The 14,740-nt window shown below is 58.6% G+C and carries 22 protein-coding genes; 9 read left to right on the top strand and 13 right to left on the bottom strand.

All coding sequences use genetic code 11. The features are described 5' to 3' along the window. The first annotated feature begins 1 nt into the window (after nucleotide 1). From AC3CCE_RS31720 to AC3CCE_RS31700, 5 genes are all read left to right on the top strand, one after another. Entirely contained in the window at nucleotides 2–361 is a 360-nt protein-coding gene (locus AC3CCE_RS31720; protein WP_352625326.1) for a hypothetical protein, read from the top strand. Between the two features lie 83 nt (nucleotides 362–444). Continuing rightward, nucleotides 445–1,491, top strand: a complete 1,047-nt coding sequence (locus AC3CCE_RS31715; RefSeq protein ID WP_352625328.1) for a phage major capsid protein — start codon at nucleotides 445–447, stop codon at nucleotides 1,489–1,491. A gap of 12 nt (nucleotides 1,492–1,503) precedes the next feature. After that, nucleotides 1,504–1,683 carry a hypothetical protein gene (locus AC3CCE_RS31710; protein ID WP_352625330.1) on the top strand — a complete coding sequence of 60 codons (180 nt, stop codon included), beginning with the start codon at nucleotides 1,504–1,506 and terminating at the stop codon, nucleotides 1,681–1,683. Next, nucleotides 1,680–1,913, top strand: a complete 234-nt coding sequence (locus AC3CCE_RS31705; protein WP_352625332.1) for a hypothetical protein — start codon at nucleotides 1,680–1,682, stop codon at nucleotides 1,911–1,913. The genes AC3CCE_RS31710 and AC3CCE_RS31705 overlap by 4 nt, the downstream gene beginning before the upstream one ends. 238 nt (nucleotides 1,914–2,151) lie before the next feature. After that, nucleotides 2,152–2,475 carry a hypothetical protein gene (locus tag AC3CCE_RS31700; protein ID WP_352625334.1) on the top strand — a complete coding sequence of 108 codons (324 nt, stop codon included), beginning with the start codon at nucleotides 2,152–2,154 and terminating at the stop codon, nucleotides 2,473–2,475. Between the two features lie 21 nt (nucleotides 2,476–2,496). Here AC3CCE_RS31700 and AC3CCE_RS31695 read toward each other — a convergent pair whose 3' ends face one another. From AC3CCE_RS31695 to AC3CCE_RS31650, 10 genes are all read right to left on the bottom strand, one after another. Further along, complete coding sequence (locus tag AC3CCE_RS31695) at nucleotides 2,497–3,174, bottom strand: hypothetical protein (RefSeq protein WP_352625335.1); 678 nt, start codon at nucleotides 3,172–3,174, stop codon at nucleotides 2,497–2,499. After that, nucleotides 3,171–3,701: a hypothetical protein gene (locus AC3CCE_RS31690; RefSeq protein ID WP_352625337.1), complete on the bottom strand. Its 531-nt coding sequence runs from the start codon at nucleotides 3,699–3,701 to the stop codon at nucleotides 3,171–3,173. Before AC3CCE_RS31690 ends, AC3CCE_RS31695 begins: the two co-directional genes overlap by 4 nt. Continuing rightward, nucleotides 3,694–4,740 (bottom strand): hypothetical protein, encoded by a 1,047-nt coding sequence (locus tag AC3CCE_RS31685; RefSeq protein ID WP_352625339.1) that lies wholly within the window; start codon nucleotides 4,738–4,740, stop codon nucleotides 3,694–3,696. The genes AC3CCE_RS31690 and AC3CCE_RS31685 overlap by 8 nt, the downstream gene beginning before the upstream one ends. A 205-nt stretch (nucleotides 4,741–4,945) precedes the next feature. Next, nucleotides 4,946–5,806, bottom strand: coding sequence for an ATP-dependent DNA ligase (locus tag AC3CCE_RS31680; RefSeq protein WP_352625341.1), 861 nt, complete (start codon nucleotides 5,804–5,806; stop codon nucleotides 4,946–4,948). 458 nt (nucleotides 5,807–6,264) lie between these two features. Further along, on the bottom strand, nucleotides 6,265–6,675 hold the full coding sequence (locus AC3CCE_RS31675; protein WP_352625343.1) for a hypothetical protein: 411 nt from the start codon (nucleotides 6,673–6,675) through the stop codon (nucleotides 6,265–6,267). Between the two features lie 57 nt (nucleotides 6,676–6,732). Continuing rightward, complete coding sequence (locus tag AC3CCE_RS31670) at nucleotides 6,733–7,272, bottom strand: hypothetical protein (protein ID WP_352625344.1); 540 nt, start codon at nucleotides 7,270–7,272, stop codon at nucleotides 6,733–6,735. After that, nucleotides 7,269–8,648, bottom strand: a complete 1,380-nt coding sequence (locus AC3CCE_RS31665) for a tyrosine-type recombinase/integrase (RefSeq protein ID WP_352625346.1) — start codon at nucleotides 8,646–8,648, stop codon at nucleotides 7,269–7,271. The genes AC3CCE_RS31670 and AC3CCE_RS31665 overlap by 4 nt, the downstream gene beginning before the upstream one ends. A gap of 285 nt (nucleotides 8,649–8,933) precedes the next feature. Further along, nucleotides 8,934–9,509 carry a CatB-related O-acetyltransferase gene (locus AC3CCE_RS31660; protein WP_488377244.1) on the bottom strand — a complete coding sequence of 192 codons (576 nt, stop codon included), beginning with the start codon at nucleotides 9,507–9,509 and terminating at the stop codon, nucleotides 8,934–8,936. After that, a complete protein-coding gene (locus tag AC3CCE_RS31655) occupies nucleotides 9,506–10,294 on the bottom strand; it encodes a hypothetical protein (protein WP_352511354.1) in 789 nt (262 codons plus the stop codon). The genes AC3CCE_RS31660 and AC3CCE_RS31655 overlap by 4 nt, the downstream gene beginning before the upstream one ends. Before the next feature lie 95 nt (nucleotides 10,295–10,389). Continuing rightward, nucleotides 10,390–10,848, bottom strand: coding sequence for a YbaK/EbsC family protein (locus AC3CCE_RS31650; protein WP_352625348.1), 459 nt, complete (start codon nucleotides 10,846–10,848; stop codon nucleotides 10,390–10,392). Between the two features lie 244 nt (nucleotides 10,849–11,092). Between AC3CCE_RS31650 and AC3CCE_RS31645 the strand changes: the two genes are divergently transcribed. Beyond that, nucleotides 11,093–11,545: a cupin domain-containing protein gene (locus tag AC3CCE_RS31645; protein ID WP_023815654.1), complete on the top strand. Its 453-nt coding sequence runs from the start codon at nucleotides 11,093–11,095 to the stop codon at nucleotides 11,543–11,545. Nucleotides 11,546–11,622: 77 nt separating this feature from the next. Here AC3CCE_RS31645 and AC3CCE_RS31640 read toward each other — a convergent pair whose 3' ends face one another. Beyond that, on the bottom strand, nucleotides 11,623–11,904 hold the full coding sequence (locus tag AC3CCE_RS31640) for a helix-turn-helix domain-containing protein (RefSeq protein WP_023689492.1): 282 nt from the start codon (nucleotides 11,902–11,904) through the stop codon (nucleotides 11,623–11,625). Between the two features lie 296 nt (nucleotides 11,905–12,200). On the opposite strand from AC3CCE_RS31640, the gene AC3CCE_RS31635 reads away from it, so the two are divergent. Continuing rightward, entirely contained in the window at nucleotides 12,201–12,815 is a 615-nt protein-coding gene (locus AC3CCE_RS31635; RefSeq protein ID WP_023815655.1) for a hypothetical protein, read from the top strand. A 161-nt stretch (nucleotides 12,816–12,976) separates the two neighbouring features. Beyond that, on the top strand, nucleotides 12,977–13,180 hold the full coding sequence (locus tag AC3CCE_RS31630; protein ID WP_081731016.1) for a hypothetical protein: 204 nt from the start codon (nucleotides 12,977–12,979) through the stop codon (nucleotides 13,178–13,180). Nucleotides 13,181–13,415: 235 nt separating this feature from the next. Here the strand turns inward: AC3CCE_RS31630 and AC3CCE_RS31625 are convergent, their stop codons facing one another. Further along, on the bottom strand, nucleotides 13,416–13,619 hold the full coding sequence (locus tag AC3CCE_RS31625; protein WP_023697438.1) for a hypothetical protein: 204 nt from the start codon (nucleotides 13,617–13,619) through the stop codon (nucleotides 13,416–13,418). A gap of 412 nt (nucleotides 13,620–14,031) precedes the next feature. On the opposite strand from AC3CCE_RS31625, the gene AC3CCE_RS31620 reads away from it, so the two are divergent. Next, nucleotides 14,032–14,301, top strand: coding sequence for a hypothetical protein (locus AC3CCE_RS31620; RefSeq protein ID WP_023669376.1), 270 nt, complete (start codon nucleotides 14,032–14,034; stop codon nucleotides 14,299–14,301). A 73-nt stretch (nucleotides 14,302–14,374) separates the two neighbouring features. Here AC3CCE_RS31620 and AC3CCE_RS31615 read toward each other — a convergent pair whose 3' ends face one another. Next, the gene (locus tag AC3CCE_RS31615; RefSeq protein ID WP_352625351.1) at nucleotides 14,375–14,677 is read right to left on the bottom strand and encodes a hypothetical protein; all 303 of its coding nucleotides are present in this window, start codon (nucleotides 14,675–14,677) and stop codon (nucleotides 14,375–14,377) included. Between the last annotated feature and the right edge of the window lie 63 nt (nucleotides 14,678–14,740).

Genomic DNA, 14,740 nt, shown 5'->3' with positions numbered 1-14,740 from the left:
TATGAACCGCGCCGAAATCCTTGCCGAGTTCAAAACGTGGCGCGCAAAGTCGGCTGCTCAGTTCGAGCGGTTTGAGGCGCTGTTGCTTAATGCGGATCCCGAGCGCGCCCCGGCGAGGTTGGTGGCCGCGATCTTCGCCGTCCTGGAAACCGAATGGTTTACCTCCGCAGAAATCCGGCGGTTGGCCGACGCGCATCCATCACCCGAGTTGAAAGACGCCCTGGCTGGTTGTGGGGTATCAAACCCACGACAGATCGGAAAATTTCTTAGTAGCATCCGAGAAAAGGATATCGAAGGACTTACGGTAATTACTGGAGGTGATCAGGCGGCGGGGAAGCAATGGCAAATCCAGCGCCGCTGAGGTTTGGCTCGCAAACTCACTAAGCCGGTTTCATCTCCTGGATAAGATTCTTAGGTTCCCGATCGCAATTTGGGAATCTCGAAATGACTCGTGTTCAAGACCTTACCATCCAGTTTGAAGCGCAGCGCGCCGCGTCCGATTTCTCAGTCTATGTCCGTTACCTTGCTTCGGCGAAGGATGCCTATCAGGCCCTACAGATCGCGGAAACGCGCGGCGCCAATGAACGCGTGATCACGGTTCTGAAGGCCGCCGTTGCCGCCGGAACCACCTCAGCCCCGGCCTGGGCCGGCAATTTGAAACCCTACAAGATCATGTCTGGCGCATTCCTGGACAGCCTCGCCGGCCGTGGCTTTTTCGATTCGATTTACCCCGCCTTTTTGCCTGTCCCGATGAGCGAGAGCGTCGCGATTTCCACGGCTGGAATCGAAGGCGCGGAAGTGGGCGAGTTTGTGCCGGCCCCGATTAGCGCGCTGCAATTCGGCCTTGGTGAAATGCAACCGCGCCGTGTCGAAGCGGTGATCGTCATGAGCCGCGAGCTTATCAATTCCGTTTCGACTGCCGGACAGCGTCTTATCGATATCGAACTCCGCAAGGCCGCAACGCGTGCCACCGACCGCGCCTTCTTCGGCGTCATCTTGGATGGCCTTACTCCACTGGCATCCATCGGCAACCGCGCATTTGAAGCGCGCCAAGACCTGACGGCGATTCTCACCGCCATCGCTGGCGATGCCGAAAGCAACTACGCGTTCGCGATGAATGGCGACTTGGCCAAGGCTTTGGCGGGATTGGCTACGGATGACGGTGCCGCCGCGTTCCCGGAAATGACCCCAACCGGCGGCCGTTTGCTTGGTGTGCCGGCTTATGTCGCGGAACTCGCCGCCGGCCGTGTCGTCGCCCTCGATGCCAGCCAGATCGCCGCCGACAGGTCCGAGATCGTCGCCGACATCGCTACGGATGCAAGCTTGCAGATGTCGACCACGCCAAGCGGCGGCGCTGCTGCCCTCCTGTCGCTCTGGCAGAGCAACGCGGCCGCACTGCGTGTCCTGCGCTGGATCGGTGTCGAACGCCTTCGCGCCAATGCCGTTGCCGTCCTCGATGGTGCCGAATGGGGCACGGAAGAGTCGAGCTAAGGGAGGCGACGCATGGATGAGGAAGAGAAGCAATTGCTCGAGGACATCAGCGACATCGTGCGCGCGGCGATAGAGAAGGCCGTAGCGCCGGTGCACCAACGCCTGATGGTGCTCGAGGCCATCGTCGGCGACGCCACCAAGGCCGAGAAGCGCGTTCGCGTCCCGGCAGCAACCAGGAGGACTAACCAATGAAGATGACGGGTGAACAGGCCGTCGCGGCCGCAGAGGCGCTGGCGGATCGCCACATTGAAAACGCCGTGGAACAGATCGCCAGGATCGTGGCCGAACATGGCGGGACCGATGAAGAAATCGAATCCGCCATGGCCCATCAGCGCGAGGCCCTCTCGCTCTGGAAACAGGGCCTGATGGGCGATGTCGAAAGGTTCGTTGCCGATCCTGAGGCTGCGCCCGGACTGAACTGACGAATTGCACTGCTGGCCATCATCACCTCCTAAGCAGTGCAAGGCGCCGGCAGCGTGACGCCGCGGCCGGCGCCAACCCACCAGAGATCTGGCGGGGGGTATCAAAGGATCGGCGCAGGACCGGCGCCACAGGACCGCACGAAGCCTCAGCCGCAACTTTAAAGTTCGGGGGCCGGGCGAATGCGCCGATTTAATTGCCGCCAGCCATGCCACAACGTATTTGCAAAGGCTTCCCGACATGTCCGAAACCCTGAAATCACCGGCAATCCAAGACGCCGCGAAGGGCCTAACCGGCGCCGAAAAGAAGCTGTATCATGAAGCTATTCGGCAGTTTTTCGGTGAAAACGATGCGGTTTCAGCCAACGATGCCGGGCTCGTGCGGCAATTAATCGAGGCCAAAGCTAGGGCCAAAATCTTGAAGGGAATGCTTGCCGGCGAGATGGAAGATGAGGCCGCTTCCCGCATAGCGGTGCCCGCGGTCTTGTCGCTAATCAGGCAGGCCGACAGCACGGCGAGGTTGATTGTCAGGCTTGTCGACCGGCTCAAGGCGGCCCTGCGCTGAGCTGAGTCTAACGTCTGGACGTCACGCTTGCGCGACGGGATCCGGCAGAACGAAGTCACCGCCTAGTGATCGGCTGTTTAGGTCAACCAACATTCCGTCTCGAAAGTTCTCCACTTTCACGAGGTCCATCTCTGCGAGCCTGTATAAGGCAAGCGTGCCGTCCTTCATCAGCCTTTTGCGATCTTCGACCTTGGCCGGAGGAAGCCTCTGGAGGATCGTGACATGTGTCGGAACGCGTGGGAGCGTTTCATCACGTCTAGGAACCGTTTCATCATAAACGCAGAAAAGGCGGCCGCCAACATCTTCGGATTCGATGCTACGCACACTTTCGACCTTGAATCTGATCAGAGCTTGTACGGTTCTTGGCTTAGCAGTCGACTTCCGAGACAATCGATCAATTGCAATAGCGTTGATGTCGTCATCGGTGGCAATATCCCGAAACACACTGAAGCCGTTCAAGGTTGTGTCCCGAAATGAGTCCTCAATGAGCTTTTTGGCGTTCCAGTCGACAGAGGCCGGGCTTACGACCATTCGATAAATGAACTCACTCGAATCTACCGGTCCCGGAGATCCCTCTCCGACCGAGTGTGCCTCGCATTGGCAATGCGGAAATGCATCATCCACCCGAACGGCTTGCTTGTCGTCAGAAGCGGTTCCATCGAGCAACTTCGCGCATTCGACACAGGAATCCAGCGTCACGCCTCTAACCGAAATCCAAATGAACGATGAAACTCGTCGGACGTCTTCTGCTCACCGATGCCGCCTTCGATCAGTACCGATTTGCCGTTTTTATTGTGGTAGGCTTCGATCGACCAATCTGGCTGGAAGATGACCTGACCAAATTCGTCGCCGTCATGGAACTCCGCCACGGCATACCCTTCCCGGGATAAGCCCACGGCCACCGTGGGCGCATAGAACGGAAGCGCCCGCACGAATCCAACGGCAATATCCAGCGTTTCCTGGACCGGCGCCTGTGCTCCTTCCCCATCATGGTCCTCATCAAGCCCGCGCAGTTCTTCCAACCTCGCTACAACAGCGGGGAACAACTCAAGTTGAACGATTCCAGGGTAACTAGCTGGGACCATCACATTCTGGCGGCAAGAACTCACTATGGCCGGAGGCAAGGCCGGAAGCGGACAAGCGATCTCGCCGGCGACCAAGGCGGTGGACTTCATGAAATTGCTTACGCTGATATAGGTTTTAGCGAAGGAAGTTCGATCAGCCATTTTTTAACCCTACTGCCGCGAGCAATTTTGCATCAACGATACTTTTGAACAACTCTTTCACTCGTTCATGTAGGTCGTCAAATATCACACGCAAACTGTTTGTGGTTCCGCCTTCCATACCGCTCCCCGCATATCGTTCTTCCACAGCGCTAATGATTTGGATCGAGCGCGTTGCGCTAGAGTCAGCATTGGCCATATCTACCATATCAACGTTGACTTGGTACAGCCTGAGGTTCTCGCCATCAGTTTTTTCCAGTTTCCCGGTATGTGAGTGCCAGAGTTCCGTCAGATCAAAAATATGCGGGGCGACAAGACTGGAGCCTTCTTTGATCAGTCCCCGAGCTGTGGCTTTAGCCAAATCACCTTCGAAAACGAAACGATCTAGATATTCAAGGCGGATAGTAATGATCGGGACATTTTCTATGATCGCTCTTAGGGCATCCGAGCACATATCCCAATATGTGCCAGACACATTTTCCCATCTCGAATAATTCATATTGCGATATAGAATGTGCGTCGGATCGAAAATTAACTCTTCAACCACTTTATTCGCGACCATCTCCTCATTGACGCGGACCAATGAGAGCTTTTGAAATTGCATGCCGGGTGCAACCGAAGGCTTGATCTGTGGACCCGTCGGACTGAAATTCATTGACACAGTCTGCATGGGCTGGCGATTATTGAGGCCCTTGGAGAACGTCGTTGGCTCAAGTTCGCGGATGATTCTGCGAAAAACCAGACTGCTGAGCGGTTCCCCAAACGTCACCACCATAGCCATGGTATCGATAGCGTGCCTGGGTGTGAGAGGTTTCCACATTACAATATCCAATTCCGGATCGCTCTGTTCTCGATATAGTGCATGGCGGACCTTGCCAAGCCGTTTACCAGAATCCGCCGCGCGCCAAGAACGGCGCCGCCGCAGCAGAAGCCGGACTGCCGCCTTCACAGGGCTGCATGGGTCAGCAAACCTGAAGACACTGCTGCCGACCGCATCGGCGATCTCGTCGCCGGGGGATGCCTTTCTGTCGGCGACCTTCATCTCCTGGTGCGCCAGGTCGCTGTTGAGCGGCCGGATCATCGGTGAAGCGGTTGGGCAGATGCTCTGCTGCGACCAAACTCTATGCCGCGCTTGCTCATGGGAGGATAAGCCCAGCGGGTTTATTAGGTTCCCGTCATGAGATGCCGCAACGGAAGAACGCTTGTTGCATTCAGCAGGAACGAGCGCGAAGCAGGCCGGGGGGGCATCAGGTCTCTTCCCGGAAATCCTGCAATGACGCGTGACGCAAGTCTTCCTCGCCGCGCAGGTGCTTCACGCGCCCGACTAGGCCCTGCTTGACCCACTTCGTCGCCGGCCGCTTCATGTCCTTCGGCGGCGTCCCCGGATTGGCCTGGACGCGTTCCCATAGCCGTTCCCGCATCGCGCGATTGGCGTTGATGAAGGCGGCGCCGACATATCGCCCGGTTCCGCGTTCCGCCATCAGGGCAAAGGCTGGCTTGCCTTGTTCGCGTTCGACGCCGATGAGATCGAATTCATCAACGGCATAGGCCTTGGTCTTCAGCCATGCCGTTGAATCGCCGGATCGGTAAACACTGTCTTTCCGCTTCGAGACCATGCCTTCGAGACCGGCATCATCGACAAGCTTGAAGATGGCATTGGCGTCACCGGGAAGGGCTTGGCTGAACTGAATCCTGCCGCCGGCCGGGATCATGGCTTCCAGGATTTCGCGGCGGTCCTGAAGGGGCATGTTTCTGAGATCATGACCATTGAGATGCAGGAGATCGAAGGCGACGAAATAGAGATCATGCTGGCGCCGTGTGATTGCGCTGCGCAGTGCCCTGAAGTCGGACAGGCCAGCCTCATTGGTGACGATGACCTCGCCATCGAGGATGGCGCTGTCTACCTTTAGGCCTGCGGCGGCCTTGGCCAGATCACGATACTTCGATGTCCAATCCAAACCGCGCCGGGTGAGAAGGCGAATTCCATCATCATCGATTATGATCTGAGTCCTATAGCCATCGAATTTGATTTCGTGAATCCAGGCGTCGCCGTCAGGAGGCTTTTCCATCAGCGTCGGCATGAGCGGCGGAATGAATTTGAGACGCATGCAATGACTCACCAAACCGCGATTCAAGCCCGAGGCTTAAGATCGGTTCCGCATAGTTTAGCAAAAATGGATATAACAATGGTTGATGCTACGATTTTGAGGCAGGTTAACCGCGCGAGAGGGGGCGGAGTATGCCAAGGCGGCGTGACTGGATTTCCGATTTTCAGACCAACGTCTATGCGTTGCACAGTTTCCCTACCGGTGACCGCTTGCCCGTGATCCAGATAAGCCTCCTCTTTCGCGTTCTCGATAGGGGTCCGGTCCGCTATCACCGCAACCTTTATCGAGTTCATAGAGAAGAAACGTTGTGGCCCTACCTGGCTAGCTTGTTGGCGGCCGGGCATGAATGGATCTTTGAGGATGGCTCGTCCCGTAGCGGCGACTTTAAGAGAGATCCCGCCACCCTGACGCCTTACCCGTATTTTAAAACTTGGGAATCGATTGGCCGGTATTAACGATCAGCGGGAAATTCGCAGTGCGGCCTGCTGGTCGATGGTGAAGCCGCTACCGTGCCGCCGGAAGCGGCTGTACAGATCATCGACCATGGCGGCCTCCGCTGGGTACAAGATATGCGCGTAGGATAGGCCCTGCATCATGGCCTTGAGCTCGCGATCATGTTGTGGGTTGTCGGCAAGGCATTTCTGGACGGCGGCTTCAAGGATCGTCGCCCAGTTCTGAACATCGACGGCGACGGCGCCCGACGCCTCGCGCCGGAGCCGGGCGAAGATGGTGCGGATATCGAGTTCGCGCATGGTCTGGCTGTAGTCCAGGCCGCGCCGGTGTGCATCTGAAACGAACCTTTCGAAATCGGCTTGGCCCGGTGTGCCTTCGATCAGGTCCAGGAGATCGGGGAGCTTGGCCAACGCCATGCCGCCAAGACCAAGGATCACAGGCGAGAAGAAAAGAAGGTCAGACCATGCCATAACCTAAAACCTTTCAGGGGATATTTGAGCGCTTCGAGCCTTCACTTCGCGGGCCTGTCGCACCATCACATCCACCACGCGAGATTCCCAATCGTCGGCGGTGTCCTGCTCGCCCGCGAGCCCTAGGTAGTAAGCTCTTCTCTCGGCCGACTTGATCCGCACTTCGAATTCTGGCCAAGCCTTCATCGACCTAACTTTTTCTGCATTCGTCGCTCCATGCAGGAGCATCTTCTTGATTGTCGATGCAGCGGCATGGCCGCATTTCAGCGCGGCCAATTTCGCGGCAGCATTCTGTCCGCGACCGCAAAGGATAAGGTAGACGGCTAAAGTTCCCGTGATGTCGTCCAATTCCCGTTTGTCGGTTTGGACTACGCGTTTCGACAATTCTTCAAAGAGCGCTGAAGACTTACCTTTCCCAAGGTGATCCAACATAGCGCCGACCGCGCGCAGGCCTTCTGCCAGTAACCTATCGGGCTCGATTTCGGCCAGATCGGCACACCCCTTTGCGGCCAGGGCGAGCGCCGGGGTAATCGAATGAGTCAAGCTACCTCCTCCCGCATCGGGATGACGTTCCCGGCCGGCTTGCCGGTGACAAGCGTGTCAACGAAATCCGCCCACACCAGAAGGGCGGCCCGCTTCTCCTTGGCAAAATCGAAACGCTGATAGACCCCGACGATGCCGGCGAAACTGCCAGAGGTATGGTTCAGTACCTTTTCAACCACGGGCAGACTGATGTTTAGGGCCGCCATCCCGGATGCCATGGTTCTACGCAAATCGTGAAGCGTCCAGGCTGTAAGAGTCACTTTCTCCGGATCGCCGCCGGCCTTCTCTGCCGTGTTGCGAAGGATGGCCACCATGGCCGCATCCAAGCGGCCTTTTGAGCGGCTAAAACCCGACACCGCAGTTTCGCCGGTAGTGGTGAAGACAAAGCCCTTGTCCCCTATCCTGGGCAGGGATTTGATGAGCGTGGCCGCCATCGGCGCCAATGGAACGAAATGTTCCTTGCCGTTCTTTGTTCTGGCGCCGGGAATCGTCCAGGCCGGCGCGTCGTCATCCAAGACGAGTTCACCGCGCTTCATACCGGCTATCTCGTTGCGACGCTGGCCGGTCAGCAAGAGCAGGCGCCACATAGGGCCGAACGGATGATCGAATCCTTCCGTAGCCATCCAGAAGAGTTTGATCTCATCACTAGTCAAGATTCGCTCCCGTGAGATTTCCGGTGTCGGTTTCTTCACGCCGGCACAGGGCGAACTCTTCAAGATATCCCGTTCAATCAGCCATCCGAAGAATCGCCTCAGTGTCGCGAAAATCCTGTTGGCGGTAACCGGCGAACCTCTGTCGATGACGGCGTCGAGAAGGTCCAGCACATCACGCTTGGTGATGTCATGAACCTGCTTCTTGCCCCAATGAGGGTTGATCTCGATTTTGAACTGGCGTTGCACCTCTGGCCAAGACCGGTTGCGAGGCTTGCAGTAGCGAGTGATGAAACGCTCGCCCTGTTTCTCGACTGAATCGCGATCCTCACTTTTATCGGCTGCTCGATGAGCCTTGGCCTCTTTCTTCAAAGTGCCAGGATCGCGCCCTTCTCCGAGCGTCTGGATTGCATCGCGCGCGGCCCGGCGGGCCTCCTGAAGTGTCATTGACTGACCAAGAGGCATGGCGCCCTCGATCTCATCCCCTTCCCTTTTCAATAGAACTGGCCCGATGGTGAGTTTCTTCGGCTTACCGCCGAACCGGTATCGCAGCGCCCATGACTTCACGCCGCTCGGTTGCACAACCAGATAAAGACCCGGCAGAGCACCGTCAGGAATCTCACGGCGGATCTTCGCCTCAGGCTTCGCCGCCTCAACAGTTTTTGCCGTAAGGACTTTCGACGGGTTTCGAGGCTCGGCGTTACCCTGATCAGTTACAGCGCTCATTGGTCAAAAGCTCCTTTGGGGTAACAGGGGGTAACAGAAACGATGTGTTAGGTCGTGTTACCCCGTGTTATTATCAGGAGCTATCAATGCATAACAAATCCATGGAAAGCAAGGCCTGCGGTGTCCAACGATGTTATGACTTGTTAGGCCGCTTTAGCCTATGGCCTTTTACTGGGGGTCAAGGGGTCGTCGGTTCGAATCCGGCCACTCCGACCAAACAAATAGTTGGCCGCTTCCCCCAAGGTGGCTACCGTCTTTTCGACTTCCCGCAAACAAGATGCATTCTTAAGCCGTCATGCTGGCGTGCCGCTCGATAAAGAGTTCGATGGGACCTGTGAGAAAAGCAGCCTCCTGCTTGATCTTCTCGTCGCTCCATTCCCACCACCGGATCGCCAGCAATTTCGCAATAACATCCTGTGAAAAGCGATACCGGATAAGCTTGGCCGGGACTCCGCCGACGATCGCGTATGGCGGCACATCCCTGGTGACAATGGCGCCGGCCGCAACAATAGCGCCATCCGCGATGTGGACGCCTGGCATGATCAGCGCTTGGCGGCCGATCCAGACATCATTGGCGATGGTAATGCCGACGGGTTTGCCGCCGTGCGAATTGAGATCGGTCGCGTTCATCATGCGGCTGTGGATCGGAAAAGTGGTTGCAGCCCAAGGCACGTGGCTTCCCCCGGAACATTCAAAGCTCACGTTGCCGGCGACCGAACAGAACGCCCCAAGGGCCAACGGAGTGGCGGCAGACGCTCCAAGCACCTTCTTCCGGCTCACCCCATAGGTGTGACGTCCAACGGTCACGCTTGGGGGCAGCTTGGATCGAAACAGATTCCTCATGCGCAGCCAGCCCGTCACAGTGACCTCTTAAGCTTCTGGAGCAAGAGATCCGCGGGAGTCCGCCATAGACGATATCGACTGGCCTTTGCAACCTGCTGGCCGACTGGCGCCATGCCGTACGCGTTAAAGAACGCATGAACACGCGGCTCAGCGAACTGCTTTTTGCCTCGGGTATTGTAGTGTCGGATCGGCAGGCTATGAGGGCTTATGGTTCGGCCGTTTTGAGAAAGGGCTACCCCGAGGCAGAACTGCTCGGGCGCCCAAGTGTCGGTCACCTTATGAACGGCCTTGATAGCGGCGAAGGCGTCCACCATGGCTGTGAGGTTGTCCCGGTGGATCCCGACGATGCCGCTGTTCCACATCGGTTCCTGGCCGGTCAGGACCTGGCCGCCGACGCTGATGTTCTTGCCCGGCAGCGCGTTCTGATAGATGCGATGCGGCCCTTCGCACAGGCGCATAGTGGAATGGGTCGCAGAGATCGAGCGGAAGCCCTTCGACGGGTCACCCACCGGGTACATGTCGGTGTCCATGAAAAGGAGCCGATCTGCTCGCTGCAAAAGCTCACACATAGCCCCGGCCTTGATACCGAAATGGTAGCTTCCGCCGAAAGACCACTGGTCTTTCTGTTCGGCCGTTATGAGCATTGTCTCAACAGGATAAGCGCGAAATAGGTCAGTCCTGTCCGTTGCGACGACTATTCTGGCGGTCGGGCAATGGTGCAAAAGCTTGAGGGCGCTGAGTAGCGCGCCGCGATGGTAAAGCTCGTTCTCACCATAGGCGATGTAACCAAAAACGTCGTTCATTTCCGCCACGTATAATGGGTCGTTCAATCTTCTACTAGCTGCGCTCGCAGTCGTTTTGCTCCCAGAAATCTCCTGCTGAAATCAGCCGACGATTACTACTGGCACACGTCGACCCATTCGGCCCCGACAATCTGTGCCATGCGCTGCGGGCTGAGCCTTACAGCGGCGTTGGTGGCGCCGGCCGCGGGCACGACTTCATCGAAGGCGCGCAGCGAGACGTCGCAATAGACCGGCAGCGGCGCCGGCAGGCCGAATGGGCAGACGCCGCCGACGGGATGGCTGGTAATCGCGACAACCTCGTCGGCGTCAAGCATGCGCGGCTTGCCGCCGAAGCGGTCCTTGAATTTGCGGTTGTCGAGTCTCGACATGCCGCCGGCCACGATCAGCATCGTCGCACCGCCGACGCGCAGGCAGATGGTCTTTGCGATCTGCGCCGGCTCCACGCCGTGCGCCTCAGCCGCCAGCGCCACCGTCGCCGAACTCGCTTCGGTGACGAGCACTTCGACATCGGGCGCATGGGCAGCCAGGAAGGCGCGCACGGATTCAAGGCTCATCTCGGCATTGTCCCATTCGAAAACGGTTAGCGTTCACACTGGATAGCTTCACGCTCGGTCGGCGGCAACCTCCCCGCCCCTCGACGGCTGCAGCGGTACCAGGCCGGGCGGGTCGCGCCGCATGTCAGCAACACAAGGCGCATCCCCCGTGCGGGAGATGTGTTCGGGCTGCTGCATTGGTAGGTCGCAATGGATCAGGGCCGGCGCTGATGCTGTGCTCCCACGACCAACCGGAGAGATCATCATGCTCAAGTTCGCCTCGGCTCTGGCGCTGCTGCTTATCGGGACGGCGCCGCTGCTTGCCGACGACATGCCGATAAACGCGGGCGCCATCAAATGGGGCCCTGCTCCTGCTGTCTTGCCCGCCGGCGCGGACATGGCTGTCATCGCCGGGGACCCCTCGAAGGATGGCATCTACGTGCTGCGGTTGAAGCTGCCGGCCGGCTACAGGATTGCCGCGCACAACCATCCCACCTCGGAATATGTGACGGTGATTTCCGGCAATTTTCATATCGGCATGGGCGACAAGCTCGACGAGACCAAGGGCATCGAACTGACCGCCAGCGGCTTCGGCGTAGCCCCACAGGGAATGAACCATTACGCCTGGACGACAAGCGCTACGATCGTCCAGGTTCATGGCGAGGGGCCGTTCGCGATCACCTACGTCAACCCGGCGGACGATCCGAGCAAGAAGTGACATTCGCCGTTGGGCGAATGCAACAAGCCCGCCAGGGCAAACCATGGCGGGCTTGTTGAACGACGCTTGGCCGTTGTTTATGAAACGGACCGGTTTTCCACAGGCGCCGTGGGCGCCGGGGCATCGATCAGGGCCGTTTCCGGCAATTGCAATGCTGCGGCGATCCGGCGAAGTTTCGTCGGATCGGTGTCCTTGCCGCTCTCTATGTCGGCAATCTCGCTGGTCGACAGACCGCAGGTCAGGGAAAGCTCTTCAATACTGTATCCCTTTGTCTCCCGGATGGCTTTGAGGCCGGGGTGCTCGAGCGCAACGTCGGCCGCCAGCCTGGAGAAGGGTTCGTGTTTTGCAGTTTGGGGCATTGGCAACTCCATGGGGCTAAAGAGTTTTGGATCAAATGATAGGGTGTTGCCTGAGAGCCGGGACAATGCCCGCTTGACGGCGATTTGCCAAGGCCCAAACCGACCGTCACAGCATCGTGAACCGGCGTCAAAACCGCAGGCGCCAGGGCACATATAGGATCTCCGCCCCGATCTCCCAATCAAGTTCTTTTGAAGGGCCGCACGCCGAAGTGTTCAGCGGTTTTGCGCCGCTCGCGCGTTAGCCTGATGTTGCTGGCAGCCGCATCGGGCCAGCTTTTCCCAAGAGGATCAGATCCATGACATTCAAGACATCAGCCATCGTGCTCGCCACGATTTCAGGCCTCGCTGGCGCGAGCATGGTCGCGGCGCAAGCCGCCGAGGCCGTGCGCATTCGCGGCACGGTGACCGCCTTTGCCGGAGCGACGCTGACGGTGAAGACCCGCGAAGGCGCTACCGACGCCATCGCCCTGGCTGAAGGGTGGAAGATTTCCGGCGTCGCCAAGGCGGATGCCGGGGATATCAAGCAAGGCGATTTCCTCGGCATTGCCTCTGTTTCGAAGGCCGATGGCGGCAGCGGCGCGCTTGAGGTGGTGATCTTCCCGGCCGCGCTGAAGGGCGCCGGCGAAGGCGACCGCCCGTGGGATCTCGAGCCCAACAGCCGGATGACCAACGGCACGGTCGCCGATGTCACCGAGATTGCAGGTCGCACGGTGACGCTGACCTACGACAATGGCCAGAAAAAGCAGATCGCGATCCCGCAGACGACGCCGGTGGTGACCTTCGCGCCGGCGACGCCCGCCGACCTCAAGCCTGGCGCTGTGGTGTTCATCAACGCCGAGCGCGGCAGTGACGGCAAGCTGACCGCGGGCCGGGTCGTTGTCGGCACCAACGGCGTCATTCCGCCGATGTAAGTTGCCGACGAAGCCGCCAGACACAATCCAGAAACAAAATTCTACAGTCCGGAAAAACTGTCGAAAAGTTCGGAGGCGATAGTCATGACTGCGGGGTTCACCGGCACCGATCTTGCTCGGTGACGGCCAAATTCAGCCCGCGCAGAAAAGGAAACGAAGTCATGAAGAAGTCCCTCCTGTCGGCTCTCGGGCTGGCTTTTGCCCTGGCTGTCTCTCTGCCGCTCATCGGCGCCAGCAGCGCCGACGCAGCACCGCTGCACAAGAAGCATCACCACCATCATCATCATCACAACAAGCATCACCGCCATCACCATCACCACCACCACCACCACCACCACAAGAAGGTGGAGGCCAAGAAGGCCTGACACGGCCGACTTGCCCAACGGGGAAGGCTGGCCCTGGAGTCCTCGCCAAGGCCGCCTTCCCGTTGGTTTTTGCCAGGCGACACGTGGAAAAGCTGAAGGCAGGATTCGATGGCGCCGATGCGCCAGAACGCGAGCAACCACAGCGCACCCCAACGAACGTATCAGGCGCAAGGCCGACAACACAGCGGTTGCCAGTTGCAGGACACCACGGGTCTCTCAATGCTGTCGGAACCCGCTAGGACGGCGCCGCGAACGCGAGCACTATTGCGATCAAAATCAAAAGCGGTCCCATCCATTTGAAATGCTTCGCGACCTGCAGCCACCATGGCTGCTGACCTTGCTGGGCCTGAAAAGGACTTTGGAGCAGCCCAAAACCAACGCCTGTCATCCACAACCCAGCGCAGAACATGATGAACTCGTCGATGTAATTTGCGACCACGCCCGTCTCCTCCGCCGGTACCTTTGGACTGGCGTTATAGTCGCAGCCGGGAGTGGCAGAAAGCGCGGTGCCAAGTGGCGGCAATGACTGCTGCCGCCACCTGACAAGAGCCGGGGGCGGACTAGGTCTTGGCTGGCCATTTGGGCACGCCACCGTGTGACCTTCGCATGGGATGCCGCGCTGCTACGTCAGCGCCCTTCACGCGTAATGCATGATCGATGCCCGCCCCGCCAGGCGCCGTCCGTTGGCGAAGGCTAAAAATCGACGTCGCGAAAAAAGGCGAAGAAAATTCGAACCACGCATGAACCTTTGCTTTGGAGGCCGCACTAACCGGCATGGACGCCGAGAAGGCGATCCCAACACAGAAGGACGCCATGGTGGCGATCCTCGATCCAGAGAAGGAAATGCTCAAATGACCAACTTCAAGCGCATCACGCTCGCCGCGGCCCTCATCGTCTCGGCCTTCGGTTCGGCTTCCGTTCCGACCTCGGCTTTCGCCAACGGCACGCATCCCACGGGCGACGGCGGCGCGGTTTGCAAGGGCTCCGGTCATTGCCTGGTGCTCTCGATCGAGTGCAAAGGCACCTATACCGACGCCACGGACAAGAATGGTACTGTCTATGGCAAGTGCAGCCAGACCGCGCAGGTTTCGCCGCAGGCCAAGATCAAGCTCGCCAAGTAATCGGCCGCAGATCAGGGAAATGGCGGTCGTCCGCGGGACGGCCGCCATTTTCTTTTTGTTTTCGTGAATTGTTTTAGCGCCGGCTGAGCAACAAGCTGGCGAGAAGGCCAACCACGACCAACCCAACAGCAGCGGCTGTTGCCGGACGATCGCGCGCCGTCTTTTCGATCGCCCTGCCCTGCTTCCTGATCGCCGGCAGCGCATCGCTGACAAGGTCGGCAAGCTGCCTATAATAGTCCGAAGCGGCATCGCGCCCGTCCTCGTAGTAAGCACCGCCGCGTTTGGCCACGACTTTGCGCAACGCGGCGAGCTCTTTGGAAAGGGTCGCGACCTGCTTTTCGAGATCGAGATCGGAGAGGGTCGAAAGCGATACCATGATTGTTTTTCCTTCTTTTGAGAGAAGGCCAAACGCATGGCCGCAGAACCGGTTCCGGTCTGC

The organism is Mesorhizobium sp. P160187 (assembly GCF_057766425.1).
The sequence above is the reverse complement of the archived record's forward strand: the minus strand, read 5'-3'. Positions and strand labels throughout refer to the sequence as shown.

What these genes read in the sequence shown, in the direction of transcription:
- AC3CCE_RS31645 (WP_023815654.1), top strand. Translation starts at nt 11,093, where the DNA reads ATGCTCAAGTTCGCCTCGGCTCTGGCGCTGCTGCTTATCGGGACGGCG.
- AC3CCE_RS31635 (WP_023815655.1), top strand. Translation starts at nt 12,201, where the DNA reads ATGACATTCAAGACATCAGCCATCGTGCTCGCCACGATTTCAGGCCTC.
- AC3CCE_RS31720 (WP_352625326.1), top strand. Translation starts at nt 2, where the DNA reads ATGAACCGCGCCGAAATCCTTGCCGAGTTCAAAACGTGGCGCGCAAAG.
- AC3CCE_RS31650 (WP_352625348.1), bottom strand. Translation starts at nt 10,848, where the DNA reads ATGAGCCTTGAATCCGTGCGCGCCTTCCTGGCTGCCCATGCGCCCGAT.
- AC3CCE_RS31615 (WP_352625351.1), bottom strand. Translation starts at nt 14,677, where the DNA reads ATGGTATCGCTTTCGACCCTCTCCGATCTCGATCTCGAAAAGCAGGTC.
- AC3CCE_RS31655 (WP_352511354.1), bottom strand. Translation starts at nt 10,294, where the DNA reads ATGAACGACGTTTTTGGTTACATCGCCTATGGTGAGAACGAGCTTTAC.
- AC3CCE_RS31715 (WP_352625328.1), top strand. Translation starts at nt 445, where the DNA reads ATGACTCGTGTTCAAGACCTTACCATCCAGTTTGAAGCGCAGCGCGCC.
- AC3CCE_RS31665 (WP_352625346.1), bottom strand. Translation starts at nt 8,648, where the DNA reads ATGAGCGCTGTAACTGATCAGGGTAACGCCGAGCCTCGAAACCCGTCG.
- AC3CCE_RS31705 (WP_352625332.1), top strand. Translation starts at nt 1,680, where the DNA reads ATGAAGATGACGGGTGAACAGGCCGTCGCGGCCGCAGAGGCGCTGGCG.
- AC3CCE_RS31680 (WP_352625341.1), bottom strand. Translation starts at nt 5,806, where the DNA reads ATGCGTCTCAAATTCATTCCGCCGCTCATGCCGACGCTGATGGAAAAG.
- AC3CCE_RS31700 (WP_352625334.1), top strand. Translation starts at nt 2,152, where the DNA reads ATGTCCGAAACCCTGAAATCACCGGCAATCCAAGACGCCGCGAAGGGC.
- AC3CCE_RS31630 (WP_081731016.1), top strand. Translation starts at nt 12,977, where the DNA reads ATGAAGAAGTCCCTCCTGTCGGCTCTCGGGCTGGCTTTTGCCCTGGCT.
- AC3CCE_RS31640 (WP_023689492.1), bottom strand. Translation starts at nt 11,904, where the DNA reads ATGCCCCAAACTGCAAAACACGAACCCTTCTCCAGGCTGGCGGCCGAC.
- AC3CCE_RS31710 (WP_352625330.1), top strand. Translation starts at nt 1,504, where the DNA reads ATGGATGAGGAAGAGAAGCAATTGCTCGAGGACATCAGCGACATCGTG.
- AC3CCE_RS31620 (WP_023669376.1), top strand. Translation starts at nt 14,032, where the DNA reads ATGACCAACTTCAAGCGCATCACGCTCGCCGCGGCCCTCATCGTCTCG.
- AC3CCE_RS31675 (WP_352625343.1), bottom strand. Translation starts at nt 6,675, where the DNA reads ATGGCGTTGGCCAAGCTCCCCGATCTCCTGGACCTGATCGAAGGCACA.
- AC3CCE_RS31690 (WP_352625337.1), bottom strand. Translation starts at nt 3,701, where the DNA reads ATGGCTGATCGAACTTCCTTCGCTAAAACCTATATCAGCGTAAGCAAT.
- AC3CCE_RS31685 (WP_352625339.1), bottom strand. Translation starts at nt 4,740, where the DNA reads ATGAAGGTCGCCGACAGAAAGGCATCCCCCGGCGACGAGATCGCCGAT.